Here is a 24,235-nt window from a genome sequence, read left to right as displayed (position 1 = left end):
TAGCATTATTTGGTTAAGTAAAGGTTTTGGGGAAACCTTTAGTTTTTTTGGTCAAGTTCATGAATTGATTTGGGGTCAATACGATCACTTAATTACAAGGTAAAGATAAGTTGTACCAGAGGAAAGATCACAAAATATGTTGTGAACGCATCCTTAATTGTGGTGAAAAAATTAACGGTATGGTTTTCCCGATGAACGGCACATTTTCTTCCTGTTTTAGACCAATTAATATTGGTCTAAATGTTCAGGATACAGGAAGTTGTTATAAGGAAAACGGGTTACATGTATATCTCTGACAACATCATAGACCCTTTTACGGAATTCATCAAGGTTTTCTTTGTTCAATGCGGATATGAACAAGGCATTTTCGCCCATCCGTTGCATCCAGGTGCGTTTCCAATCTTCGATGGTAAAATGTATCGAAGATCTTTCGGTAACCAAGTCGTCTTCATCAATGGTTTGATGGTGGTATTGGTCTATTTTATTGAAAACCATGATCGTTTTCTTATCGGCACTGTCTATTTCATCCAATATTTTGTTGACCGATGCTATATGCTCTTCAAAATTAGGATGGGAAATATCAACTACATGCAATAATAGGTCTGCTTCACGAACTTCATCTAGTGTGCTTTTAAAGCTCTCTACCAATTGTGTAGGTAGTTTACGAATGAAACCTACGGTATCACTGAGTAAAAAAGGAAGGTTTCCTATTACGACTTTGCGAACGGTTGTGTCAAGGGTAGCGAAAAGCTTGTTTTCTGCGAAGACATCACTTTTACTGATGACATTCATCAGGGTTGACTTCCCAACATTGGTGTATCCTACGAGTGCTACCCGCACAAGTGCTCCCCTATTTCCTCTTTGGGTTTCCATTTGCCGATCTATCTTCAAAAGTTTTTTCTTCAACAATGAAATACGGTCACGCACGATACGTCTATCGGTTTCAATCTCGGTTTCACCGGGTCCGCGCATACCAATACCCCCTTTTTGTCGCTCTAAGTGTGTCCATAACCCTGTAAGCCTGGGTAGAAGATATTCGTACTGGGCCAATTCCACTTGGGTTCGGGAATAACTGGTCTGTGCACGTTGGGCGAATATATCGAGGATAAGACTCGTTCGGTCCAAAATCTTACATCGCAATTGTTTTTCAATGTTACGTTGTTGTCCTGGGGAAAGCTCATCATCGAAGATAACCGACCCGACCTCGTGTTCTTCCACAAAACTTTCTACCTCTTGCATCTTTCCACTGCCGATCAAGGTTTTAGGGTTGGGTACATCTACACGCTGTACGAAACGTTTTACCACTTCACCACCTGCGGTGTAGGTCAGAAACTCCAGTTCATCAAGGTATTCGTTCACCTTTTCCTGATCCTGTTCCTTATTGATAACACCAATTAGGACGACTTTTTCGTATTCTATGGCTTTCTTTTCTAACATAGTCTTGTTTAATATGCAAATTTACACAATACTGGCCAAGCTATTTTTGTAAATTTGTATCCTTCTAAACTAATTACATGGTATTTTCATTTTTCAAGAAAAAAAAGAAAAAAAGTCTTCACACAATTGCCTTCTACAATCTTGAGAATCTTTTTGATACCGTTGATGATCCAGACACCTTGGATGATGATTTTACACCTAAAGGTTTCAAAAAATGGACCCCAAAGCGATATAAGAAGAAAATCTTTAAACTGGCGAACACCATCTCTAAGATCGGTCTTGAATCTGCCGAACGTGCCCCTGCACTTGTAGGTATTGCAGAAGTGGAAAATGCCTCGGTAATAGAGGACCTGATAAATGCAGACCCTTTAAAAGATACCGATTATGGTTATGTGCATTACGATTCCCCTGATGAGCGGGGAATAGATACCGGATTATTGTACCAAAAGGAGTTTTTCGAGGTTCTTTTTTCCGAACCTATACCTTTATTGGTTTATAACGAAGAAGGAATCAGGGATACAACGAGGGATATTTTATATGTATACGGAAAACTTAACGGAGAAACTGTTCATGTTTTTGTTAATCATTGGCCGTCGCGTAGGGACGGGGAAGTTAAAACCGATTATAAGAGGATAGAGGCAGCCAAGACCATAAGGTTAAAAATGGCCGAGATCGAAAAGGAATACCATGACCCCAATTACATTATAATGGGCGATTTTAATGACAACCCCGATTCCAAAAGTATTCAAAGCTTAATCAATGATTCCGGTTTGTATAATCCTATGGAAAAATTGAGGTCCCCCCAAAGGGGAAGTGCCAATTACAGGAGAAGCTGGAGTATGTTCGACCAGATCATTGTTTCCCATAACTTCTTTAATTATGAAAAAGGGACGCATAGTTTCGCACATGCCAATATATTTGATGCGCATTTATTGACCGAATGGAAGGGAAAATATAAGGGCACACCTTATAGAACTTATTTGGGCCGAAAGTATGTCGGGGGATATAGCGATCACTTTCCCGTATATATACAATTGAAGTATATTGATTAAACCTTCTTGATCTCGTTATTTTGTAATAGATCGTCATTACGCAGTCGAAGAAGTACTTGCGCAGTGGTGACCACATCCAATTCACAATAGGTCACGATACGGTCTAAATTCCCTTCCTTATAATATACGTCACGAACCATACTGCCGTCTATATCCTCTTTAGGAGAAGGAATGCCTAGAATATGGGACATAAGTTTTAAGGAAGTGTAATGTTTGTAATCCCCGAATTTCCAAAGTTCCAAAGTATCCAAATGAGGTACTTCCCAAGGTTTTTTCCCAAAAAGGTCCAATTTATAAGGTAAGCTTATCCCATTGATAATCATACGCCTTGCTATATAGGGGAAATCGAATTCTTTTCCATTGTGGGCACAAAGTAAATTCTTTGGGTATTTAAAATGCGTGTTCAATAAGGTTTTGAAATCTTTGAGCAATTTAGGTTCCTCACCATAAAAACTGGTGACCCGAAATTCCCTTATATCCCCTTTTGTGTGAAAATACCCTACGGAAATACATATGATCTTCCCGAATTCGGCCCAGATGCCCGCCCGGTCATAAAATTCCTCTGCCGTAATTTCATCTTTACGCTGGTACTGCGTTTTATGTTCCCAGAGTTCTTTGGTCACATCATCCAATTCCTCGTAATCGGCTGCTTCGGGAACCGTTTCTATATCCAAAAAAAGGATGTTTTCTAAATGGAGTTTGTAAAGCATAAACTAAATATACGAACAAAATGGAATATGGATTTTGATGTAAACGCATTGATTGTGGTAAAATCCTTGGATATAAGAAGAAAAAGGTAGATTAGTCAAGAACCGACCGATCAGTTTGTGATTGGGGGCATTTTAAGGCCCTGTGAAGCGCTTTAATCACATTTAAGGCGTAGATAGTTCGATGAAATGCACAAATTGCCAAGATTCGCTTGTAAAAAAAAGTATAACAGACCGGTTGGTCGGTAATGTTCAAAATAAAGATTGTTGTTTTGCCGGGCTCTCATGGGCTAACAACCATTTTTTACGATGGATTCCGCCCGCATAGCCTGTTAAGGAACCATCACTCCCGATAACCCTATGACAAGGGATTACGATCCATAACGGATTTTTTCCATTGGCGGAGGCTACCGCCCTTATGGCTTTGGGATCCCCCAATGTTTTCGACAATTGTAAATAAGAAATGGTTTTTCCAAAGGGGATCTGCAATAACGCATCCCAGACTTTTTTCTGAAAATCGGTTCCTTCAGGGTTCAACGTTAAACTGAAAGCTTGCCGTTTTCCTTCAAAATATTCTTGTAGCTGATAAACGGCATCATCAAGTACTTCGGGAATCACATCACTTGGTGGAATATCCCCATCAATAACCGTGATAGAGGAAACACCATTTTCATCACCTTCCAGTTTTGCAATGCCCAAGGGAGTATGTAGAAACGCCGATTCCATTATTCAAATGGGACATTATCATCGATCAATCCAAGGCGTTTTGCCCGTACTTTCCAATTTTCTCGGGCCAAGTGTTGAAGATCGTCCACATTATCGCTTTCATCCATTATTTCGAGCCCTAGAAGGGTTTCAATAACATCTTCCATCGAAACCAAACCACTAACAGAGCCATATTCATCTACGACAAGGGCAATATGTTGTTTTTTAGATATGAATGTTTCAAAGAGATCAGGTATCGGTTTGTCGCGATTTACTACTAGAATTTCCCTCTTTATGGTCGATAAAGGACAATCCCCGTTTTCATTGATCATTTCTTCGAGTACGGTATCCTTCAGAACAAAGCCAGTGATATTATCGACCTTATCTTTATATATCGGAATCCGTGAAAAACGAAGTTTGGGGTTTTCATCAAAAAACTCCTTGATCGTTTTATTCTCCGGGGCGATTTTCATGACCGTTCTTGGGGTCATCACATCCTTGGCAAGAATCTCATCGAATTTCAATAGGTTTTTGATTACGATGGATTCCGACTCCTGAAAAACGCCTTCTTCATGGGCAATATCCGCCATGGCCGTAAAATCTTCCCTGCTAAGTACACTGCCATGATGCCCTTTACCCCCAACCAATTTGGTGAAAAGTTGAAGAATCCATAATAACCCGGTCCACTTTAATGCCAAGACCATTATATTAAGGGCTTTGGCCGTAAAATTTGATAATTTCTTCCAATAGGTGGCACCGATGGTCTTCGGTATAATCTCCGAGGCAACCAATATTAATATGGTCATAATGGTCGAAACGACGCCGACCATAAGGTCTTCGGTAAATTCAATTCCCAGAATGGACCGTTGTGTGCTCCCGTAAAGTTCAGAATAGGCGACTTTTGCCTGCACACCCACCAATATTGCCCCTACCGTATGGGCAATCGTATTTAGGGTTAGTATCGCGATCAATGGCTTATCCACATCCTTTTTAAGGGTTTCCAAGGTTTCGGCATACGACTTACCCTCTTTTTTCTTAAGATTGATGAATGTTGGTGTAATACTCAACAATACCGCCTCGAGTATAGAGCAGAGAAAGGAGAAGAAAATAGATACAAAAGCGTAAAATATCAGTAATCCCATAGGTTTTGTTTATCTGACTAAAATAGTAATAATTGTATGTTAATCGGACATAATCGATTGATAAAACACTTCTTGCAAGGCGCCCCTGATATTTAAGGTGTATAGATTCCTATTTTCCCTTGTTGGAAAAACACGGTTACTCATAAAAATAAATACCAATTGGTTTTCAGGATCTGCCCACACGAAAGTGCCTGTAAATCCCGCATGTCCGAAACTTTTTGGACTAACTTCAGGGGCGGGGTATGCGGCTGCTATGTCCAAGGTGTCATTTCCTAGCAATGGTTTGTCAAAGCCTAAACCACGACGGTTATCATTATCCGGATATTGTACTTGGGTAAATTCCCTTATCGTTTTTTCAGAGATGTATCTATGGCCATTCAGCATGCCGTAGTTTTGATACATCTGCATTAGAATGGCTAAGTCGGTGGCCGTACCGAACAATCCTGCATTGCCTGAAATTCCGCCTAAAAGAGAAGCATTCTCGTCATGTACCCAACCTTGGGTAAGGGCATGCCTAAAGATCGTATCCATTTCAGTAGGTACGATTTTATTTGGAAAATGCTTTGTTTTGGGTTTAAAGCCCAAAGTAGTTGTCCCCAAAGGCCGGTAAAATTCATCGGTTACATATTCCTCATAGGTTTTACCGGTCAATCGTTTTATGAGTTCTGGAAAAATCAGAAAGGTAAGACCGGAATATTTATATTTTTTTTCATTACTGACCTTTGACCTCTTGATTATGCGATATATTTTGCGATTAAAACGATTTTTTACGTATAAACCGTCAAAGGCTTGCTCGTTGAACCTTGAATTTGATTCGGTATGGATGAATCGTTTTTTCAAATGACCATTTTTCTTTATCACTTTCCCTAGAAAAACAATATAAGGTGTTAGTCCGGCCTGGTGGGTCAATATTTCCCTAAGGGTAAGGTCCTTTTTGTCCTTTCTATGTTTCCAATTGGTCCAATAGGTACTAAAAGGAATATCCAAATCAAGTTTACCTTCATCTACCAATTTCATTATGGCAGGTAAAGGCCCCGTGATTTTGGTTACCGAAGCCAGATCATAGATGTCATTTTTTGAAACGGGTTGAATACTGTCGTAGGTGTGAAAACCATAGGCCTCATGAAATACGATATTACCGTTTTTGGCCACCAATACTTGTGCCCCTGGAAAGGCATTATTTTTTATACCGTTTGTTATTATTGAATCGATTCTCGGGTAAACAAAGGCCGAATCCATTCCCATTTCATTAATGGGTCTTTGAGGCAGTCCTTTTTCAATATTTATGCGCAAAGGAACGTCCGAACCCTCTTGTGCTTGGGTAATGGCAATGAATAAACCAATTAATATAAATATGGACTTTTTCACTGGGTTTTAAATCAAATCTATTATTAAGGTATTTATTTTTAATACATATTACAGGAAATTAAGGGGCTAATTGATCAGCCTAATGACATCTTTGGCAAAATAACTGGCAATGATATTGGCCCCCGCCCTTTTTATGGCCAAAAGTTGTTCCATCATTACCGCATCATGGTCTAACCAACCTTTTTCAGCGGCTGCTTTTACCATGGCATATTCACCGGAAACTTGATACACGGCCACGGGCACTTCAACTTCATTTCGTATTTCACGTACAATATCCAAATAAGCGAGTCCCGGTTTTACCATTACGATATCGGCACCCTCATCAATATCCAGTTGGGTTTCACGAATGGCCTCAAACCTATTGGCGAAGTCCATCTGATATGTTTTTTTGTCCTTGGGCACGTCTTTTATGTCTACAGGAGCAGAATCCAAAGCATCTCTGAACGGACCATAAAAAGCACTGGCATATTTGGCACTGTAACTCATGATCCCAGTATTGAAAAAGCCTTCATCTTCCAATGCTTCCCGCATAGAAAGAATACGGCCGTCCATCATATCACTAGGGGCGAGGAAATCCGCACCGGCCTGGGCATGGGATAGACCCATCTCGGTCAAAATCTCCACACTTTCGTCGTTCAAAATCTGTCCGTCCGTAACCACTCCATCATGACCATAGGAGGAATAGGGGTCAAGGGCCACATCGGTCATAACCAACATTTCGGGTACGGCATTTTTGATGGTTTTTATCGCACGTTGCATCAGTCCTTCAGGATTTATGGCCTCAGTCCCTTTATTATCCTTTAAATTATCGGGGACCTTAACGAAAAGTAGCACCGAGCACAGTCCCATTTTCCAAAGTTCTTTTACTTCCTTTTCAAGATTGTCCAAACTATAACGAAAGTAATTGGGCATAGAAGGAATTTCCTCTTTTACGTTCTTACCCTCGACCACGAATAAAGGAACCAGAAAATCATCAGGGGTAATTATCGTTTCACGAACCAATCTTCTGATAGATTCCGATGCGCGCAGTCTTCTATTTCTAATAATAGGATACATAATCAGTTTTTTGAAATAAAATTAATCGAATAGTGTATTGCGAATGAGGCCATTTGTAACTATATGGCCTAAATATTATACAAAGTAAAGAAAATGTGTTTTAGAAAACGCCCTTACTCCAATAAAATAAATGCTTCCACGTTGAATTATTACCTTTATCAAAATTAATATCCCGGTTATTTGGTAACAAGTTTCAGCAATTTAAAATTCAGGTTTCCCTGGCGGAGTTATCAAGGACGTTTCTTAGTGAATCTTCCCGTTCATATGGCCGACAACCACCTTCATGTGATTGCCCCACCTGGATCGGGTAAAACCCTATTGGGATTGGAGATTTTAAGGCAGATTGGTAATAAAACCTTGGTTTTGGCACCGACACTGACCATTAGAAACCAGTGGGAAGAAAGACTGCAGCAATATTTTACCGAAAACATGAACTTCGGAAAAATATCATTTGCAATTGACAATCCCTCGGACATTACATTAAGTACCTATCAAGGGTTGCACGCTTTTTATAAACGACAAACCTCTGAATCGGAATTTCTAGTTTTTTTTTAAAAATAACGGAATCAAGACCATTGTGCTTGATGAAGCGCATCACCTAAAAAATGAATGGTGGAAATGTTTGTTCGCCCTAAAACAAGAGCAAGAGCTTACCGTTGTGGCATTAACGGCCACACCTCCTTTTGATAGTAGCAAGGCCGAGGTAAAAAGATATTTCGACCTTTGTGGAGAAGTAGATGATGAAATAGCTATTCCCAATTTAGTTAAGGAAGGCGATTTATGCCCCCATCAAGATTTTGTGCACTTTTCACTTCCCGATCAGCTGACCATTGATCATATCGTAGCCTTTAGGCTCAAGGTTGCCGAATTGATTCGAAATTTGAAAAGCGATATCTGGTTTATTGATTTGCTTAGGAACCATCGGTTTTATACAGAGACAGAAACTTCTTTGGAAGAAATATACCAACACCCTTCATTTTTTTCGGCTTTATTGATATTCTTAAATGCCTGTGATATTAAAATCCCAAGGGAAAAATTGGAAGTATTGGGTTTTGATAAGAGGGATAGGATTGAATTCCCGTCTTTCACCCATGATTGGGCAACGGTACTTTTAAACCATATGCTATTCGAGGGACGGGATCAATTAATCACAAGTGAAACGGAGGTTAAAATATTTGAAAAGAGACTGAGAAAAATAGGTGTTCTAAAAACCCATCGGGTAGATCTTATCGGTAATGATTCTTTTTATCGAACGCTTTCGAACAGCCCTGGCAAGTTAAATAGTATTGTACAGGTTTTAACCGCTGCCGAAATAGAATTGGAGAAGCAATTACGGGCAGTGGTATTAACCGATTACATCCGGAAAGAGTATCTCGACACTCCGGACAACAAGATCTCAGGGATTGGCAAATTAGGTGTTCTGCCCATATTTCATCGATTAAGGACCACTCTTCAAGATTCTTCCTCACTTGCGGTTCTTACAGGTAGTTTGGTTATTGTAAATGTTGCAGTGTATGATTTGGTTTGTGATAAATTCGGTGCCACTAATTTTACATATGAAGACATTCCTTCGGCTACAGATTTTGTAGTGTTAAAAACTAAGAATAGAATATCACCTTCATTGGTTGAGGTCATTACCGATTGTTTTCAAAATGGTACCATTCGAACATTGATAGGTACGAAATCCCTTTTAGGGGAAGGTTGGGACGCCCCGGCAATCAATACCTTGGTTCTAGCGTCTGCAGTTGGGTCATTTGTAACCTCAAACCAGATGCGGGGAAGGGCAATAAGAAGTTTTGCGCCAAACCCGGATAAAACGGCCGTTATCTGGCATTTGGTTTGTTTGGATCCCACGGATGAAGGGGGAGGAAAAGACCTTGAAACTTTAAACAGAAGATTTTCCGCCTTTATGGGTATTACCAATGCAGAGCCATTGCGAATAGAAAATGGTATGGATCGGTTGCGTATAACTATTCCAACGAATAATACGGAAGTCGAAAAAATAAATCAGGAAAGTGCTGATGGCGCTAAGAATAGGGTCAGCATAAGGGAGAACTGGAAAAAGGCAATCGGCGGAGGAACTGGATTGGTTAAAGAACTAAAATCATTTTACCAAGGACATATTCCGTATCAAGCACAAAAAAGATTGCATTATCGTGATATGGTCTTGTTCGGATGTATAGAGTTGTCAATGGTTTTAGCCTATTTTGTGCCGGAATTCATCTTAAAGAACCTGAATATCTTACTACAAGGTGGATGGGTAAATTTTATGTATTTATTTATTTCCGCCTTGGTATTCGGTTTTGGTGTTAAGTCCTTTAAAGTGTTTAAATTATACGTTAACCATGGTCGTTTACATAAAGATGTTCAAAAAATGGGATGGACAGTCCTTTACACCATGAAGGACCTTGGGTTTTTAGGTGGTAACATGACCGATATGGATATTGTTGTTTCTATTGATGGAAGGGGAACCGTTTCTTGTGTACCTAAGGGTTTGTCAAATTATGAAAGTACCGTTTTCATCAATGCATTGGAACAGATTATCGCACCCGTAGAAAACCCTCGTTATTTACTATTGAGAAAAGAATGGTTCAGGAAATTGATTGGGGTACAACGCTATTTGGTGGTCCCTGATCGTTTCGGGGAAAACAAGAAACACGCCTTGATATTCTTAAAACACTGGAAAAACAATGTTGGGAATGCTAAATTGCTTTACACTAGACATTTAGTAGGCAGAAAAGCCCTGCTAAAGGCACGTATGTTTCATGTCTCCAATACGGATGAAGAAAGGACGAAAAAAAGGGTGGTATGGAATTAAACTTCGATTTCCCCTATTAAATAAGAAACTGCTTTTCCCTTTATTTTTATACGTTCCCCAAGGTTTTCACATATAAGTTCTCCCCCTCTTTTAGATAATTGTTTGGCAGTTAATCTGTCCTTGCCTAAAATTTTTGACCAATAGGGGGTAAGGCTCGTATGGGCCGATCCCGTGACCGGATCTTCATTGATTCCCGCTTGGGGAGCAAAAAAGCGTGATACGAAATCTACATCCTCACCTTTTGCCGTAACGATTATGCCTCTAGCTTCTACTTGGTTCAATAAGAAGAAATTGGGACTAATTTGTATAATTTCATCTTGATTTTTATAAACCAATAGGTAATCGGTTTTTCCTTTAAAGATATGTTCAGGGGTTGAGCCCAGTGCTTCATATAATTTTGGCATTGGGTTGCAAAGTGCCAAATCATCGACCGGAAAGTTCAAGGTAAGATACCCTTCATCTTCTTTCTCGACCCATAAAGAACCACTTCGGGAGGAAAAGAACGCTATATTTTTTTCGTTGGGGATATAATAAGTGAATAAAACAAAGGCAGTGGCCAAGGTTGCGTGCCCGCAAAGATCTACTTCAATCTCTGGGGTAAACCATCGAATATCATACTGATTGTTATTTTTTACGACAAATGCGGTCTCAGCTAGATTGTTCTCAGCGGCTATTTGTTGCATTACCGCATCCTTTAACCAGAAATCAAGAACACAAACAGCAGCGGGGTTGCCCGAAAATACGCGCTCAGCAAAGGCGTCAATCTGATACATTTTTAGTTTCATAGTTGAGGTGTTTATAAACTAAAAATACTATTATTTATGCTATTTTGATTCTTTGGCACATTCAATAATTTGGCTCAGGTTTTCATCCAAGCCGACTTTTTCCCAAAGTTGTAGGTCCTTTGTCAGTTTTAATGCGTTTTGATCAGCATCAATGTATTTTTTAATAGAACTTATTAGAGGGTCGTCAAATGAATCAATTTTTAAAATTGATTTGTCTCCGGGAATACTTAGGTCATTTTCATAATCGTAACAGATAACAAGTACTTGGTCATCTTTCTTTAAATCTAATCCATCGAAACAATCGGAAACAAAGAATTGTTGATTGGCATAGGTGTTATGTGCCAAGTCTTTTATTTTATAGACTTGGTTAATTTGGATGTATCCTTTTTGTGAATTATATAGAGGTCCGGCCTCATCCGTAGTAGGTAAAATATCTGTAATGGTGCCACTGAAAACCAATGCCAGTTCTTCTCCACACTGTCCAACAAAAGGCCCTGATTCCGGCCACCAATAGGTGTATCCTACTTCCAATGTGTCTTGGGTGAATTCGATGTCTATATCGCTTTTTGTGTTCTTCTTGTTGTTACAGGCAGAACAGGTAAATAGTAAACTTATTATGATGGGATAATATTTGTTCAAATTAGTCTGACTTTTTACTTTCTTGATATAATTTAACAATTGCCTTTAATCTTTCTTTACGAGTCTCTTTCTCTTTTTTAAGCTTGTTCTTTTTTCTATTCAAAAGCTTGGTATGTTTAGCCTTATTTACTGTATTTTTCTCTTTTCCTTTTTTTGCCATACCAATGTTTTAGACCCATTCTTTCGGGTGTTGTAAAACGTAGATTAACCTTTCTTCATCACTACCTTTCTCAGGGTGATGGTCGTATCGCCATTGTACATGAGGAGGTAAGCTCATCAGTATACTTTCAATTCGCCCGTTGGTCTTTAAGCCAAAAAGAGTGCCTTTGTCATGTACCAAATTGAATTCTACATAGCGTCCCCGTCGAATTTCCTGCCAATCTCGTTGTGCCTTACTGTAATCTAGGTCTTTTCTTTTTGTAACGATAGGTATATAAGCATCTAGAAAGCTGTCACCTACCTCTGAAACAAAATTATACCAATCGTTCATGCCCATGTCCCCATCTGCTTTACAATAATCGAAAAAGAGTCCGCCAATACCACGGGCTTCTTTCCTATGGGTATTCCAAAAGTAATCATCGCATTTCTTTTTATACCTTGGATAAAACTCTGGATTGTGTTGATCACAAGCTTTTTTACATACCGAATGAAAATGGGTGGCATCTTCTTCAAATAGATAATATGGAGTAAGATCTTGGCCACCACCAAACCATTGATCCACGATCTTCCCATTTTTATCATACATTTCAAAATAGCGCCAATTAGCGTGCACGGTCGGTACCATGGGGCTTTTGGGATGAAGGACCAAACTCAGGCCGCAGGCGAAAAAATCGGCATCTTTTACCCCGAAATAGTTTTGCATGCTCTCTGGTAGTGCGCCATGGACAGCGGATATATTAACGCCTCCTTTTTCAAAAACAGCACCATTTTCGATGACACGGGTACGTCCGCCACCTCCTTCAGGGCGGTTCCATAGATCTTCCTGAAATTTCGCGACCCCATCAATGTCCTCCAATTTTGAGGTGATGGTATCCTGGAGTTGAAGTATGTATTTGTAGAATTTATCTTTCATTGGTCTTTATCGGTTTGTCATTTCGGCTCCATTCACTCCATGATCCCACATAAAGTTTGGGAATCGGTAATCCTGCATAGCTGATGGCCAATAGGGTATGACAGGCCGTAACACCGGAACCGCAATGTACTATGGTATGTTCCTGATCGGTATTTCCCAAAGCTTTTATATATTTCTCGCGTAATTTCACTGGAGGAAGGAAAGAGCCGTTTGCATCCAGATTGGTGGTAAGGGGTATGTTCAAGGCCCCGGGAATATGTCCGGCAATTAAATCAATAGGTTCATATTCCCCTAGATAACGGGCCGGTTCCCGAACATCAATAATCAGGTAATCTTTGTTTTCAGTTGCTTTTTCAACCTCTTCCATTGTTGCTATGGGCAGTTTCCAATCTTCAACAGGGTATACCTTAACCGGTTCTGTTTTTTCAAAACCTGAGGCCATTGGAAAATTTATTTTTTTGGCCTCTTGAATCCCTCCGTTAAGGACTTGTATCTTATCATGGCCCATTGATTTCATCATCCACCAAAAACGGGAGGCGGAATTGGCGCATTTGTTATTATCATAGACAATAACATGACTTTGGGGAGAAATACCCATTTCGGACAATGTTTTTGAAAAATCCTCTATTTTAGGTAATGGATGCCTTCCTCCTTTGGCTACATCCTCTTCTATATGGGACAGTTGGGAATTTAAGTCAATATGTAGGGCACCTTTTATATGTTCTTTAATGTAATTCGATTTTGCATTTGGCCCATTGGTAGCGTCGATCAATAGTACACTTTTGGATTTGACCAAAGGTAGGGCCTCTTCAACCTGAATAATGGGGACGATATTTTTCATAAACTTATCTGGTTTTTTGCTTTGATAATACATATAGTTCCATGTCCAATGCCTCTTCACCGGGTGGGGTATGTTCTTTTGGCAATGTTTTTTGCCATGTATAACCGTTGTTCCTAGCAACTTTTACACTTCCCAAGTTAGTTTTATGAGCGATGATTTGCAAGCTCAATAAGCCTAAATGTTCAAAAGCGTAGGCTGAAAGTGCCTTGATGGATTGTGTAATATAACCTTTTCCTTCGTGTTGATATCCAATACAATAAGCTAATTCGGCCCGTTTATTATTCCAATCGGTTTCTTTAATGTAAACCAGTCCTATGATTGTACGATTTTCCTTTTCCTTTAGTTTGAACAGGAATTCTTCCTTGCCCGAATATTGCTTTATTTTCTTATCCACGAAAACCTGGGAAAGGGTCGGGTTTAGATTTTGTTCAAGGGTTTTAGGGAAATATCTTTTTAGTCGTTCGGCATTGGAAACAACAAAGTCACAGAGCTTCCAAGCATCATTAGCAGCTATGGGTTCTATGTAATAATTGCCAAAATCAAAAAGCATTAAACCAAATAGTATATTTTGTTATACAGGACTTTTATATTCCTTTACCGCGTCGATAAAGGCCTTGGCATTTTCCAAAGGTATGTTGGGTAGAATGCCATGTCCAAGATTGGCAATGTACCTGTCCTTGCCAAATTCATTGATCATTTGGGTTACCATTTTTTTGATTTCGGAAGGAGGTGATAATAATCTTGCCGGATCAAAATTTCCTTGAAGGGTGATGTTCCCTCCAGTCAGATAACGTGCATTTTTCGGAGAGCATGTCCAATCAACACCTAAGGCTGCAGCTCCTGATTTTGCCATATCCCCTAGTGCAAACCAACATCCTTTACCAAATACGATAACCGGTGCTTCATCTTTCAGGGCATCGATAATCTGTTGAATGTATTTCCATGAGAACTCTTGGTAATCGGTAGGTGAAAGCATGCCTCCCCAAGAATCGAAAACCTGAACCGCGTTAACACCGGCTTTCACCTTTGCCTTCAGATAGGCGATGGTCGTATCGGTTATTTTTTGCAGAAGCTGATGGGCGGCAAGGGGTTGTGTAAAACAGAATTCCTTGGCCTTATCAAAAGTTTTACTGCCTTGTCCTTGAACACAATAACAAAGTATGGTCCATGGGGAACCAGCGAACCCGATTAAAGGTACCTCATTGTTCAATTTTTCCTTGGTCATGGTAATGGCTTGCATTACATAGTCAAGTTCAATAGCCACATCAGGGACAATCACGTTATCAACGGCCTCTTGGGATTGTATAGGGTTGGGTAAATAAGGTCCGAAATTGGGTTTCATCTGCACTTCAATGTTCATGGCCTGCGGAATGACCAGAATATCGCTGAACAATATTGCGGCATCCATTCCGTACCTGCGAATGGGTTGAACCGTTATTTCCGAGGCTAGTTCAGGGGTTTGACAGCGAGTGAAGAAATCGTATTTCTTTCGAATCTCGATAAATTCGGGTAAATAACGCCCTGCTTGGCGCATCATCCATACCGGTGGTCTGTCAACGGTTTCGCCTTTTAAAGCTCTAAGGAATAGGTCGTTTTTCAACATATCTGTTCTTTTGGGATTCCAGTAAAAATAGGAATGCTAATTTTTATAATTGTCATTTACCAAATCAACAACACTTTCAACACTCGGTATTTTGGCTACCAGTACCTGAGAAAAATGTTTTCTAGCCTCTTTTGCGGTACTTTCCCCAATGCAATAGGCTTGTTTGTCGGGTGTGTTCAGTTCTAGATAGCTTTCTATGGTAGACGGACTGAAAAACAGCACGGCTTTTACATTTTCAGGAACCGCTACAGGAGTGAATTTGGTTTTGTAAGCTTCTATTTCGTTGACAGTGATTCCGCTATTGGTTAAAATATCCGGCACATCGTCCATACGCATATTACTGCAGAAAAAGGTCACTTCGGTCCCTTCCAAATGGTCCACCATATGTTCGGCCAGTTTTTTAGCATTTTTTTCAAAATGTTTCACTTTGCCTATACGGTCTTCGATCAATCGTCTGGTTCGTCTGCCCACACAATATATATTTTCGAATTGAAGTTCCTGTGCGCTTACATTGGTCAACAAGGCTTCAACGGCATTTTGACTTGTAATGATGACATTTTGCATTTTGGCCTTCAATACCTTGGCCGGAATGCGGTTTGGACTCGTTTTAACGAAATCCTCCGAATCTACTTGAAGTTCATTTTTAAATAAGAAACGCTGATCTTGGGTCAGTTTTTTTGTAGAGAAAATCTCGATACTCGCTGAATCCCGTTGTATTTCACCCATCAGGTTTTTACCGCCCCTACTTAAAATACTATTGGCGCAATCCCGCCCTAGGTTTTCATGTTGCCCAAGAGGTGCCGAAAATTCAGCTTCTAACTTCTTGGTTCCGTCAATGGCCAATAATACACCTTTCATAGTAACCTCGTCCTCATTGTTGATATATGCCAAGGCTCCTATCGGGGCACTACATCCACCTTCCAATAATCTAAGGAACTCCCGCTCCAGTTGGGTACAAGTTGCAGTGGGTTCATGGTTTAATTCCGCACAAGCTTCACGCACAAAGTCGTCATCTTCCAAAGCAACCACCATGATTGCACCCTGTGCCGGTGCAGGTAGCATCCAAGTAAGGCCGATCGTATGCTCATGTTCCAGTCCAATCCGATCTAAACCGGCTGCGGCGAAAATCGCCCCGTTCCAATCATTATCGTTCAACTTTTGCATGCGACTGTTCACGTTGCCACGTATATCCACGACGGTATGTGTCGGATATCTATTCAGCCATTGTGCTTTTCTTCTTAGACTACCGGTGGCTATTACGGCATCCCTACTTCCAAGAAATTCCTCATTGTCTTTAAAGGCAAGGATATCAAGATAATTGGCCCTTTTCAATACTGCGGCTTGTACAATGCCTTTAGGTAAGGCTGTCGGTACATCTTTCATCGAATGTACCGCAATATCTATGTCACCGTTAAGCATGGCCACATCAAGGGTCTTGGTGAAAATGCCCGTAATCCCCATTTCATAAAGGGGCTTGTTCAGTACTAGGTCGCCTGTGGATTTAACAGGTACAAGTGCGGTTTGGTAGCCTAATTCTTCTAATTTGTCCTTAACGGTATTTGCCTGCCATAATGCCAATTCACTATCGCGGGTACCTATTCTTATGATTTTGCTCATTGGGAATTTATTTCTAGCTGAAAAACTTTTTGGATCAGCTCAAGACTATCGTCGGCATCCCCATTTGCATCTTTAAGATGATTGGCAAACTGTTTGGTTATTTTTTGAATGATACGATCGGAAATAACATCGGCCTGCTCGGTATTGAAGTCGGATATTTTTTTGGACTGATAATCCAACTCCTCTTCTTTCATGGTGTTCAATCTCTTTTTTAAGGCCTTGATTACAGGAGCGAATTTTCGTGTTTCCAGCCATTTTACGAAATCCCTCTTAATTTCTTCGATAATATGTTCAGCTTGTGGAATAAACTCTTTTCTGCGTTCCAAGGTCTTATCGGTAATCTGGGATAAATGATCCAAATGGATCACTGTAACATGCTCTAATTCGGAAACATTGTCAGAAACATTCTTTGGAATGGACAGGTCCAAGATCAATAATGGTTTCTTGTTGTGAATCAATTCTTTGGAGATAGTTGGGGATTGGGCCCCAGTTGCAACGACCAAAACATCGGTATTCCGTATTTCGGTCTGTAAATCGCCATGATCCTTAACCACAAGATTAAATTTGCCGGCAATTTTTTCGGCCTTAGTCTTTGTTCGGTTGATCAAGGTTATTTTTGAATTCTGTGTGTGCTTAATCAGATTTTCACAGGTGTTCCTTCCAATTTTACCAGTGCCGAAAAGCAAAACACTTTTATTGGAAATATCGTCAACGTTCTGAAGTATATATTGGACCGATGCGAATGCTACGGAGGTAGCTCCTGAGGAGAGCTCCGTTTCATTTTTAATGCGCTTACTGGCCTGAATCACTGAATTGGTAAGTCTTTCAATAAACGGATTGGCGATATCAAGCTTCTTGGAACGGTTGAAACTTTGCCGTAATTGGCTAATGATTTCAAAATCACCCAAAATCTGGCTGTCCAGACCGGTCCCTACGCGAAACAAGTGTGAAATAGCATCGTTGTTTTTGTAAACATACGCCACATCTTGAAATTCTTCAATCGTACCCTGGGTATTGTCGCACAACAACTTTATCAACTGAAAAGGATGTTGGGCGAAACCGTGCAATTCCGTTCGGTTACAGGTAGAGGTAACCAATAGGCCATCAAGATCTTGGCTTTTGGCTTGCACTAAAAGGTTTTCCATGGCGGTATCATCAAGGCTGAATTTACCTCGTATATGCGCATCTGCCTTTTTATAATTAAGGCCAATGGTATAGAATGAACTATGTTTGGAAATGTTGTACGCTTTCATAAAACTGATCGAACGGGCACAAAAGTAAAGGCAACATTTAAATAAATATAACGCTAGAGGAACAAATAGTATCGAATTTCGGGATTTTAATATTATTTCGTCGTAAATTGCCGTTAAACCTCGTTTTTATAGGTGGTTTGTGAAGAAATCACTAAATTTATTTAGAATGAATATAAATAAAAACGAATTATTTGATTCATATGGAAAAAGAAAATGTCGCTCAAGGATCCTATACCGAAGTATTGATCGAAGACGGGTTTTATGTATTGAAAGTTCAGAACGATTCCCTTGTAAAACAAAGGGTTATTCGTGAAATCGATAGTACTTTCATACAATTTCATTTTTGCTTAAAAGGTCATGCAAAGTTCATTTTCAATGAGGGTATGTATGCCTTGGAGGTCTCCGAGGAAAATTCATTATTGTTGTATAATACGCAGGTTGATCTGCCGATGAATATGGAAATGGCCCCTAATTCCTGGATCGTATCCGTTGTCATGACCATTCGCAAGTTTCACTCCCTATTTTCAAATGAGGCAGATTATATTCCGTTTTTAAGTAATGAGAACAAAGAGAAAAAGTATTATGCCCAAGAAGAAGTTTCCCCGGCCATTGCCGTGGTGTTGAGCCAGATCATGAATTATAACCTACATCCATCGATTAAGGAATTGTATATCATGGGGAAGGTTTATGAATTGATTTCGCTCTATTTCAATAAAAGTACCGATGCCGATTTGGAACAATGTCCGTTTTTGGTCGATGAGGATAATGTAAAACGTATTCGACAGGCGAAGGAAATCATGATCGCCCATATGGCCGAACCTCCTTCCTTACCGGAATTGGCCAAACAGATCGGGCTGAGCCTTAAAAAATTGAAAGAAGGCTTTAAACAAATTTATGGGGATTCGGTATACAGTTTTCTTTTCGATTATAAAATGGAGTACGCCAGGCGATTATTGGAAACTGGTCAGAATAATGTGAATGAGGTAGGCATTAGGGTTGGTTACAGTACATCAAGTCATTTTATTGCGGCCTTTAAGAAAAAATACGGCACAACTCCCAAGAAATATGTCATGTCCTTATCTAAATCGTAGCTAAGATTGAAGTGGTTTTTGGCTGATTGGCCTTTTCAAGGTTTTAGACCGATCGGTCGGTAGAGCTTATTTTTACAAGCTATTTTGATATACTGGTATAGGCGAGCTTTTTAAAAATATCGTTGAATTGCAAAGTTCAATGCTTTTTGGCCATTTCGTGTTTGATGAACAGACCGATGGGTTTGTTTCTTAAGGTATTGATTGTTGGTTCAATTGACCCTGGCCACCATAATACCTGTATTCTTGCTTATCTTTTTCAGGTAATCGACTAGCGGTAGTTCGGAAACTTTTACCTCCCCAGAAGAGGAAGCGTGTAAAAGATGAATTCGGCCATCTGCCTCCATAGTCGCAATTCCGGTATGGGTAATATCAAGTCCTTTTATGGATGTGGTCAAAGCGATAATGTCGCCCGATTGTATCATCGGTTCATTGGCCTCGATTTCTTCTTGCGGTAAAATGCAGATAGCTTGATCGTTCAAGAAGTTTTCCGAAGCTTTTATTTTTTCGAAATTAGTATCATCCTTCAAGAAAGGATATAAATCTCGGTGCCCGCTCATAAAATTGATTTCCTTGGTTATTTCCCTACCACCTATTACAGCGGTAATATCCTGTATTAAACCCTTCTTCTCATTATTGGCGATCCATTCGGAAAAATAATGAAGCCGAGAGGCGTAACCATCTAGTCTTCCATCTTTATACCGAATGGTTTTTAATTTATTGGTAAAAGAATCAAAATCGGTCTTTTCTTCTTTCAATAACAACGAAAAGGCAAGCACGTTTTCAACGAAGGTCGTACAATCGAGTCCATGAAGGTTTACAACAAGGGTCTCGGTTTCTCCAATTTCCAAGGTTTTGGCTACGTAAGGCGTTCCGATGAAGGTTTTACCTACTGCTACTATGGTTTGTCCTAAATCTTTTTCTAATAGGCCATCGATTTCAATGATCTTATCCTCAAAAGCCTCCTTGTCCTGGGGCGAACATGTGATTTGTTGGGCTAGCCCATTGGTGACCATAGATAGGGAAAGGAGTAAAAAGTAATATATGTGATTTTGCATTTTCTATTCGTTAGTATACAAAAATAACAAAAAGGGTGCCATTAATCCGCTTTTTCCAAGGCTTCCGTCTGGTTCATATAAACTCGGGTGCGTGCAAGGCTCTCAGGGTAATTTTGTTGTAGAAAAGCTATCAATTTTTCACGAACGAGTACCCGGAGTTCCCAGGCCAGCGAAGAATCCTTTGCACTCATCATGGCCCTAAGTTCTACGTAATTGGCTTTAGTGTCGGTAACCTGCACATTGTTGGCTTCCCCGTCCCATAGATCGGTCGATTCCAGGATTCGAGTCAATTCTTTACGGATGGCATCAACAGGAACATTGTAATCGGTATAAAGAAAAACGGTTCCAAGGATATCCGCTGAGGTTTTGGTCCAGTTTTGAAAGGAATTCTCTATAAAAAAGGTCGAAGGCACCACCAATCTTCGTTTGTCCCAAATTTTGACAACGACATAGGTTAAGGTAATTTCCTCAATACGGCCCCATTCACCATCAACGATAACTACATCATCGATTTTAATGGGTTGTGTAATGGCTATCTGTATCCCGGCCAAAATGGTACCGATCATTTTTTGGGCAGAAAAACCAATGATAATTCCTGCAACCCCTGCCGAGGCAAAGATGCTCACCCCGATTTCTCGGATGCTCTCAAAACTCATTAACGCGATGCCTATGGCGAGGATGATAATGACAAAAACCACGATTCGTTCCAAAATATTGAACTGCGTTCTTATTTTACGGGCCTTTAGATTGTCTGAAGTATGTATGTCATATTTTTCAACAACCCTATTCTTAATGATTTTTATGACGTTCAATATTAACCAAGTCGCACCGAAAATGAACATTAACGTACTTGTTTTCCTAAATACATAGGCGTAATCATGCAGTCCGAGTACATCACGAAGTGATTCCATACGAACAAGGAATGAAAATAAAATAATGAATAATGGAAAGGTTACCTTTTTAAAGGCGTGCCTTGGAATAATATAATCCGGGTTTTTGCCAAACCTTCGCAGAAGTTGAACCGTAGTGAAATATACTGCGAGAATTAGAATAAAAGCAATAATCACATAAAGCAGTGATGGGTTGGCTGTATTTTTCAAAAATGAATCTAACATTATCCAGTGTTTTTTGGTTACTTGTAGGAACTTAAAAAAAATGGATATAAAAGGTGTTAAAACCATGTGAAAAATAGATTTTCCCCATAGCAGCATAAGAAAGTTATAGGCGTAGAATGGGTTTAGTTTTTTTACAACACCTATTTTTGTCGTGTTCATTGCCATTATCATTAAATTATATTCATGAAAGGGTCCAAGCCATTCGGAATTTCAGGGATATTGGTAAGATGTAATGAGGAAATGGGGACTTATGTCCGCTAAAAATCATAAAATCAACAGAGTATGAAAGGAGTTTTATTGGTAAATCTAGGTTCCCCGGATAGCCCCACGGCAAAGGATGTAAAACCTTATTTGGATGAATTTTTGATGGACCCACGTGTCATTGACGTTCCCAATTGGTTGCGGAACATTATCGTACGTGGAATCATCTTGCAGACAAGACCCAAAAAATCAGCCGAGGCCTATCAAAAAATATGGTGGGAAGATGGTTCCCCGTTGATTGTAATTTCCGAACGCTTTTCCGAAAAGGTGGGTAAGCAGATTGAAATACCTGTGGCCTTGGGTATGCGTTATGGGAGCATGACCATAAAAAATGCCCTTCAGGAATTGAACGATAAAGGTGTCGATGAGGTATTATTGGTGCCATTGTACCCGCAATACGCCATGTCTTCCTTTGAGACCGTTGTGGTAAAAACCATGGAGGAACAAGAAAAGTATTTTCCGAATATGCATTTGACCACCTTGCCAGCATTTTACAAGAATGAAGAATACATCAAGGTGCTCTCCGAGAGTATAGCTGAAGGTTTAAAAGGTTTTGAGTACGACCATGTATTGTTCTCGTACCATGGCATACCGGAAAGGCATATCCGAAAATCGGATCCTACCAAATTCCATTGTAAGATCGATGGTAAGTGTTGTACCACCAATTCCGTAGCCCATAATACCTGTTATCGGCATCAATGTTATGATACCACGAGGCGGGTTACTGAATATTTAGGATTGGATCAGGATAAATTCAGTGTATCATTTCAATCAAGATTGCCTAATGACCCATGGTTAAAGCCCTTTACCGATTTCGAATTTGAACGTTTGGCCAAAGAAGGTAAAAAACGGTTGGCCGTTGTAACTCCGGCTTTTGTTGCCGACTGTCTCGAAACTTTAGAAGAGATTGCCATGGAAGGAAAGAATCAATTTGAAGAGGCTGGTGGGGAATCTTATAAGCATATAGGATGTTTGAACGATAGTGATGATTGGGTAAAGGTCATGGCCGGTTGGATTGAAGCTTGGCAAAATACAGAGGCTTTACCGGCATAGGGATTTACTTGCGAGGTTTCCTATGATTGTGGTGGTAGGTTCTCTAAGGTTTAATAAAAAATACTAGTTCAGGATTAAATAATTTTAAGATTTGGGACCTACAAGGAATGCGCACTTCGTGTTTTTTTGTAGGTCTTAACGGTGTTTAAAATGGCAAAAGTAACATCAGACCAACTCGGTACCGAACCCATAGGAAAACTCCTTGTGCGACAAGCTGTACCTGCTTCTATTGGTATTTTGGTCATGTCCCTGAACGTTTTGGTCGATTCCATTTTTGTGGGTAATTGGATCGGTTCCATTGCAATTGCCGCGATCAATGTGGTTTTACCCGTATCTTTTTTTATTGGTGCTTTGGGGATGGCGATTGGTATCGGGGGATCGAGTATTATTTCTAGGGCCTTGGGGGCCGATGACAAAGAAAAAGCCCTACAGACCTTTGGGAACCAGATTACCCTGACCCTTTTGGTTACCACTGTAATGGTTTCGCTGGGATTGTTTTATGTTGATGGATTGATTCCCGCTTTTGGGGGTAAGGGCGCCATTTTTGATCCTGCGAAAATTTATTATATCATCGTTGTTTGTGGAGTGCCTTTTTTGGCCCTATGTATGATGGGCAATACCGTAATCCGTGCCGAGGGAAAACCTAAATTCGCCATGATCGCCATGATCATACCTTCTGTTGGGAATTTGGTGATGGACTATTTTTTTATCAATGTCTTTGATTGGGGAATGGAAGGTGCCGCTTGGGCCACGACCATAGGGTATGTCCTTTGTTTTGCATATGTCCTGTACTTTTTTGTTTCTAAAAATTCAGAACTAAAAGTGGTTTGGCATCATTTTAGGTTGAAATCGCATATCCTTAAGGAAATTAGCTCTTTGGGCTTTGTTACCCTATCAAGACAGGCCGTAGTGAGTGTCATTTACCTGTTAATGAACAATATTCTGTTCGATTTGGGTGGTGAGGCTATGGTAGCGGTCTATGCCATCATTGGTCGCATGCTCATGTTTGCACTTTTTCCGGTCTTTGGGGTTACCCAAGGCTTTTTACCCATTGCAGGTTATAATTATGGAGCCCATAAGTATGAACGTGTCAAGGAATCGATATTTACGGCCATTAAATACGCGGCCCTTATGGCAACATTGGTTTTTGTGGGACTTATGGTTTTTCCAGCCGAGATAGCTTCCTTGTTTTTGAGTAATAAACCCGATATGTCCGCTTTTGAACTGGCCACCAATGCCTTTGTTTTGGAACATGCGCCCTCGGCCATGCGATTGGTCTTTGCAGCTACCCCGATTATTGCCCTGCAATTGATCGGTGCGGCCTATTTCCAGGCCATTGGCAAGGCGGTACCGGCTTTATTGTTGACATTGACCCGACAAGGATTCTTTTTTATTCCGTTAATATTGATATTACCTAATTATTTAGGTGAATTTGGGGTATGGATTGCCTTTCCGATATCCGATGTCCTTGCCACATTGGTCACAGGTTTTTATTTACGTAGGGAAGTAAAGAGGGATTTGGATAGATAAGGGTCATTCTCAAATTAAGTTGTTACTTTTAAGGT

23 protein-coding genes are annotated in these 24,235 nt (G+C 40.1%); 6 read left to right on the top strand and 17 right to left on the bottom strand.

Annotated features, from left to right (window positions below; translation table 11 throughout):
* Window positions 1-225: 225 nt before the first annotated feature.
* Window positions 226-1,437 (bottom strand): GTPase HflX, encoded by a 1,212-nt coding sequence (gene hflX / locus GJ691_RS08570; protein ID WP_154365855.1) that lies wholly within the window; start codon window positions 1,435-1,437, stop codon window positions 226-228.
* Between the two features lie 77 nt (window positions 1,438-1,514).
* Between hflX and GJ691_RS08565 the strand changes: the two genes are divergently transcribed.
* On the top strand, window positions 1,515-2,489 hold the full coding sequence (locus GJ691_RS08565) for an endonuclease/exonuclease/phosphatase family protein (RefSeq protein WP_154365853.1): 975 nt from the start codon (window positions 1,515-1,517) through the stop codon (window positions 2,487-2,489).
* On the opposite strand, the gene GJ691_RS08560 is transcribed toward GJ691_RS08565, so the two are convergent.
* The 5 genes from GJ691_RS08560 to hemB form a co-directional block, all read right to left on the bottom strand.
* On the bottom strand, window positions 2,486-3,199 hold the full coding sequence (locus tag GJ691_RS08560) for a 3'-5' exonuclease (RefSeq protein ID WP_154365851.1): 714 nt from the start codon (window positions 3,197-3,199) through the stop codon (window positions 2,486-2,488). The two genes, GJ691_RS08565 and GJ691_RS08560, sit on opposite strands and share 4 nt — an antisense overlap.
* Before the next feature lie 249 nt (window positions 3,200-3,448).
* Window positions 3,449-3,922 carry a methylated-DNA--[protein]-cysteine S-methyltransferase gene (locus tag GJ691_RS08555; protein WP_154365849.1) on the bottom strand — a complete coding sequence of 158 codons (474 nt, stop codon included), beginning with the start codon at window positions 3,920-3,922 and terminating at the stop codon, window positions 3,449-3,451.
* The gene (locus tag GJ691_RS08550; RefSeq protein ID WP_154365847.1) at window positions 3,922-5,043 is read right to left on the bottom strand and encodes a CNNM domain-containing protein; all 1,122 of its coding nucleotides are present in this window, start codon (window positions 5,041-5,043) and stop codon (window positions 3,922-3,924) included. Before GJ691_RS08550 ends, GJ691_RS08555 begins: the two co-directional genes overlap by 1 nt.
* Before the next feature lie 39 nt (window positions 5,044-5,082).
* Window positions 5,083-6,411, bottom strand: a complete 1,329-nt coding sequence (locus GJ691_RS08545) for a serine hydrolase domain-containing protein (RefSeq protein WP_343033470.1) — start codon at window positions 6,409-6,411, stop codon at window positions 5,083-5,085.
* Window positions 6,412-6,477: 66 nt separating this feature from the next.
* On the bottom strand, window positions 6,478-7,467 hold the full coding sequence (gene hemB, locus GJ691_RS08540; protein WP_154365845.1) for a porphobilinogen synthase: 990 nt from the start codon (window positions 7,465-7,467) through the stop codon (window positions 6,478-6,480).
* Between the two features lie 180 nt (window positions 7,468-7,647).
* On the opposite strand from hemB, the gene GJ691_RS08535 reads away from it, so the two are divergent.
* Together GJ691_RS08535 and GJ691_RS08530 are read left to right on the top strand one after the other, a co-directional pair.
* Window positions 7,648-8,022 (top strand): DEAD/DEAH box helicase family protein, encoded by a 375-nt coding sequence (locus GJ691_RS08535; protein WP_154365843.1) that lies wholly within the window; start codon window positions 7,648-7,650, stop codon window positions 8,020-8,022.
* Between the two features lie 22 nt (window positions 8,023-8,044).
* Window positions 8,045-10,285, top strand: a complete 2,241-nt coding sequence (locus GJ691_RS08530; RefSeq protein WP_154365841.1) for a hypothetical protein — start codon at window positions 8,045-8,047, stop codon at window positions 10,283-10,285.
* Here the strand turns inward: GJ691_RS08530 and GJ691_RS08525 are convergent.
* The 9 genes from GJ691_RS08525 to hemA are packed head-to-tail and all read right to left on the bottom strand — an operon-like array spanning window position 10,282 to window position 18,095.
* Complete coding sequence (locus GJ691_RS08525) at window positions 10,282-11,070, bottom strand: PhzF family phenazine biosynthesis protein (protein ID WP_154365839.1); 789 nt, start codon at window positions 11,068-11,070, stop codon at window positions 10,282-10,284. The genes GJ691_RS08530 and GJ691_RS08525 overlap by 4 nt on opposite strands.
* 39 nt (window positions 11,071-11,109) lie before the next feature.
* Window positions 11,110-11,709 carry a hypothetical protein gene (locus GJ691_RS08520; RefSeq protein WP_154365837.1) on the bottom strand — a complete coding sequence of 200 codons (600 nt, stop codon included), beginning with the start codon at window positions 11,707-11,709 and terminating at the stop codon, window positions 11,110-11,112.
* Window position 11,710: 1 nt separating this feature from the next.
* On the bottom strand, window positions 11,711-11,869 hold the full coding sequence (locus GJ691_RS19500) for a hypothetical protein (protein ID WP_179955068.1): 159 nt from the start codon (window positions 11,867-11,869) through the stop codon (window positions 11,711-11,713).
* 9 nt (window positions 11,870-11,878) lie between these two features.
* The gene (hemF, locus tag GJ691_RS08515; protein ID WP_154365835.1) at window positions 11,879-12,781 is read right to left on the bottom strand and encodes an oxygen-dependent coproporphyrinogen oxidase; all 903 of its coding nucleotides are present in this window, start codon (window positions 12,779-12,781) and stop codon (window positions 11,879-11,881) included.
* Window positions 12,771-13,622 carry a sulfurtransferase gene (locus GJ691_RS08510; RefSeq protein WP_154365834.1) on the bottom strand — a complete coding sequence of 284 codons (852 nt, stop codon included), beginning with the start codon at window positions 13,620-13,622 and terminating at the stop codon, window positions 12,771-12,773. The genes hemF and GJ691_RS08510 overlap by 11 nt, the downstream gene beginning before the upstream one ends.
* Before the next feature lie 4 nt (window positions 13,623-13,626).
* Entirely contained in the window at window positions 13,627-14,172 is a 546-nt protein-coding gene (locus GJ691_RS08505; protein ID WP_154365832.1) for a GNAT family N-acetyltransferase, read from the bottom strand.
* A 21-nt stretch (window positions 14,173-14,193) separates the two neighbouring features.
* Window positions 14,194-15,225, bottom strand: coding sequence for a uroporphyrinogen decarboxylase (gene hemE / locus GJ691_RS08500; RefSeq protein WP_154365829.1), 1,032 nt, complete (start codon window positions 15,223-15,225; stop codon window positions 14,194-14,196).
* Window positions 15,226-15,261: 36 nt separating this feature from the next.
* Window positions 15,262-16,842 carry a hydroxymethylbilane synthase gene (gene hemC / locus GJ691_RS08495; RefSeq protein ID WP_154365827.1) on the bottom strand — a complete coding sequence of 527 codons (1,581 nt, stop codon included), beginning with the start codon at window positions 16,840-16,842 and terminating at the stop codon, window positions 15,262-15,264.
* Complete coding sequence (hemA, locus tag GJ691_RS08490) at window positions 16,839-18,095, bottom strand: glutamyl-tRNA reductase (RefSeq protein WP_154365825.1); 1,257 nt, start codon at window positions 18,093-18,095, stop codon at window positions 16,839-16,841. Before hemA ends, hemC begins: the two co-directional genes overlap by 4 nt.
* A 200-nt stretch (window positions 18,096-18,295) precedes the next feature.
* Here hemA and GJ691_RS08485 point away from each other — a divergent pair, with 200 nt between their 5' ends.
* Window positions 18,296-19,186, top strand: a complete 891-nt coding sequence (locus GJ691_RS08485; protein ID WP_154365823.1) for an AraC family transcriptional regulator — start codon at window positions 18,296-18,298, stop codon at window positions 19,184-19,186.
* Between the two features lie 209 nt (window positions 19,187-19,395).
* Here the strand turns inward: GJ691_RS08485 and GJ691_RS08480 are convergent, their stop codons facing one another.
* Both GJ691_RS08480 and GJ691_RS08475 read right to left on the bottom strand, forming a co-directional pair.
* Window positions 19,396-20,241, bottom strand: coding sequence for an N-acetylmuramoyl-L-alanine amidase-like domain-containing protein (locus GJ691_RS08480; protein WP_154365821.1), 846 nt, complete (start codon window positions 20,239-20,241; stop codon window positions 19,396-19,398).
* Window positions 20,242-20,282: 41 nt separating this feature from the next.
* Window positions 20,283-21,356: a mechanosensitive ion channel family protein gene (locus GJ691_RS08475; RefSeq protein WP_154365819.1), complete on the bottom strand. Its 1,074-nt coding sequence runs from the start codon at window positions 21,354-21,356 to the stop codon at window positions 20,283-20,285.
* A 282-nt stretch (window positions 21,357-21,638) separates the two neighbouring features.
* Between GJ691_RS08475 and hemH the strand changes: the two genes are divergently transcribed.
* Both hemH and GJ691_RS08465 read left to right on the top strand, forming a co-directional pair.
* Entirely contained in the window at window positions 21,639-22,670 is a 1,032-nt protein-coding gene (gene hemH / locus GJ691_RS08470; RefSeq protein WP_154365817.1) for a ferrochelatase, read from the top strand.
* 150 nt (window positions 22,671-22,820) lie between these two features.
* Entirely contained in the window at window positions 22,821-24,200 is a 1,380-nt protein-coding gene (locus GJ691_RS08465) for an MATE family efflux transporter (protein WP_154365815.1), read from the top strand.
* The last annotated feature ends 35 nt before the right edge of the window (window positions 24,201-24,235 follow it).

This window comes from Maribacter luteus (assembly GCF_009674825.1).
Classification (GTDB): Bacteria; Bacteroidota; Bacteroidia; order Flavobacteriales; family Flavobacteriaceae; genus Maribacter_A; species Maribacter_A luteus.
This window is presented reverse-complemented; position numbering and strand designations above follow the sequence as displayed.

Bases quoted from the DNA above. Each gene is read 5' to 3' on its own strand.
- hflX (WP_154365855.1), bottom strand. From the start codon at position 1,437: ATGTTAGAAAAGAAAGCCATAGAATACGAAAAAGTCGTCCTAATTGGT.
- GJ691_RS08565 (WP_154365853.1), top strand. From the start codon at position 1,515: ATGGTATTTTCATTTTTCAAGAAAAAAAAGAAAAAAAGTCTTCACACA.
- GJ691_RS08560 (WP_154365851.1), bottom strand. From the start codon at position 3,199: ATGCTTTACAAACTCCATTTAGAAAACATCCTTTTTTTGGATATAGAA.
- GJ691_RS08555 (WP_154365849.1), bottom strand. From the start codon at position 3,922: ATGGAATCGGCGTTTCTACATACTCCCTTGGGCATTGCAAAACTGGAA.
- GJ691_RS08550 (WP_154365847.1), bottom strand. From the start codon at position 5,043: ATGGGATTACTGATATTTTACGCTTTTGTATCTATTTTCTTCTCCTTT.
- hemB (WP_154365845.1), bottom strand. From the start codon at position 7,467: ATGTATCCTATTATTAGAAATAGAAGACTGCGCGCATCGGAATCTATC.
- GJ691_RS08525 (WP_154365839.1), bottom strand. From the start codon at position 11,070: ATGAAACTAAAAATGTATCAGATTGACGCCTTTGCTGAGCGCGTATTT.
- GJ691_RS19500 (WP_179955068.1), bottom strand. From the start codon at position 11,869: ATGGCAAAAAAAGGAAAAGAGAAAAATACAGTAAATAAGGCTAAACAT.
- hemF (WP_154365835.1), bottom strand. From the start codon at position 12,781: ATGAAAGATAAATTCTACAAATACATACTTCAACTCCAGGATACCATC.
- GJ691_RS08510 (WP_154365834.1), bottom strand. From the start codon at position 13,622: ATGAAAAATATCGTCCCCATTATTCAGGTTGAAGAGGCCCTACCTTTG.
- GJ691_RS08505 (WP_154365832.1), bottom strand. From the start codon at position 14,172: ATGCTTTTTGATTTTGGCAATTATTACATAGAACCCATAGCTGCTAAT.
- hemE (WP_154365829.1), bottom strand. From the start codon at position 15,225: ATGTTGAAAAACGACCTATTCCTTAGAGCTTTAAAAGGCGAAACCGTT.
- hemC (WP_154365827.1), bottom strand. From the start codon at position 16,842: ATGAGCAAAATCATAAGAATAGGTACCCGCGATAGTGAATTGGCATTA.
- hemA (WP_154365825.1), bottom strand. From the start codon at position 18,095: ATGAAAGCGTACAACATTTCCAAACATAGTTCATTCTATACCATTGGC.
- GJ691_RS08485 (WP_154365823.1), top strand. From the start codon at position 18,296: ATGGAAAAAGAAAATGTCGCTCAAGGATCCTATACCGAAGTATTGATC.
- GJ691_RS08480 (WP_154365821.1), bottom strand. From the start codon at position 20,241: ATGCAAAATCACATATATTACTTTTTACTCCTTTCCCTATCTATGGTC.
- GJ691_RS08475 (WP_154365819.1), bottom strand. From the start codon at position 21,356: ATGTTAGATTCATTTTTGAAAAATACAGCCAACCCATCACTGCTTTAT.
- hemH (WP_154365817.1), top strand. From the start codon at position 21,639: ATGAAAGGAGTTTTATTGGTAAATCTAGGTTCCCCGGATAGCCCCACG.
- GJ691_RS08465 (WP_154365815.1), top strand. From the start codon at position 22,821: ATGGCAAAAGTAACATCAGACCAACTCGGTACCGAACCCATAGGAAAA.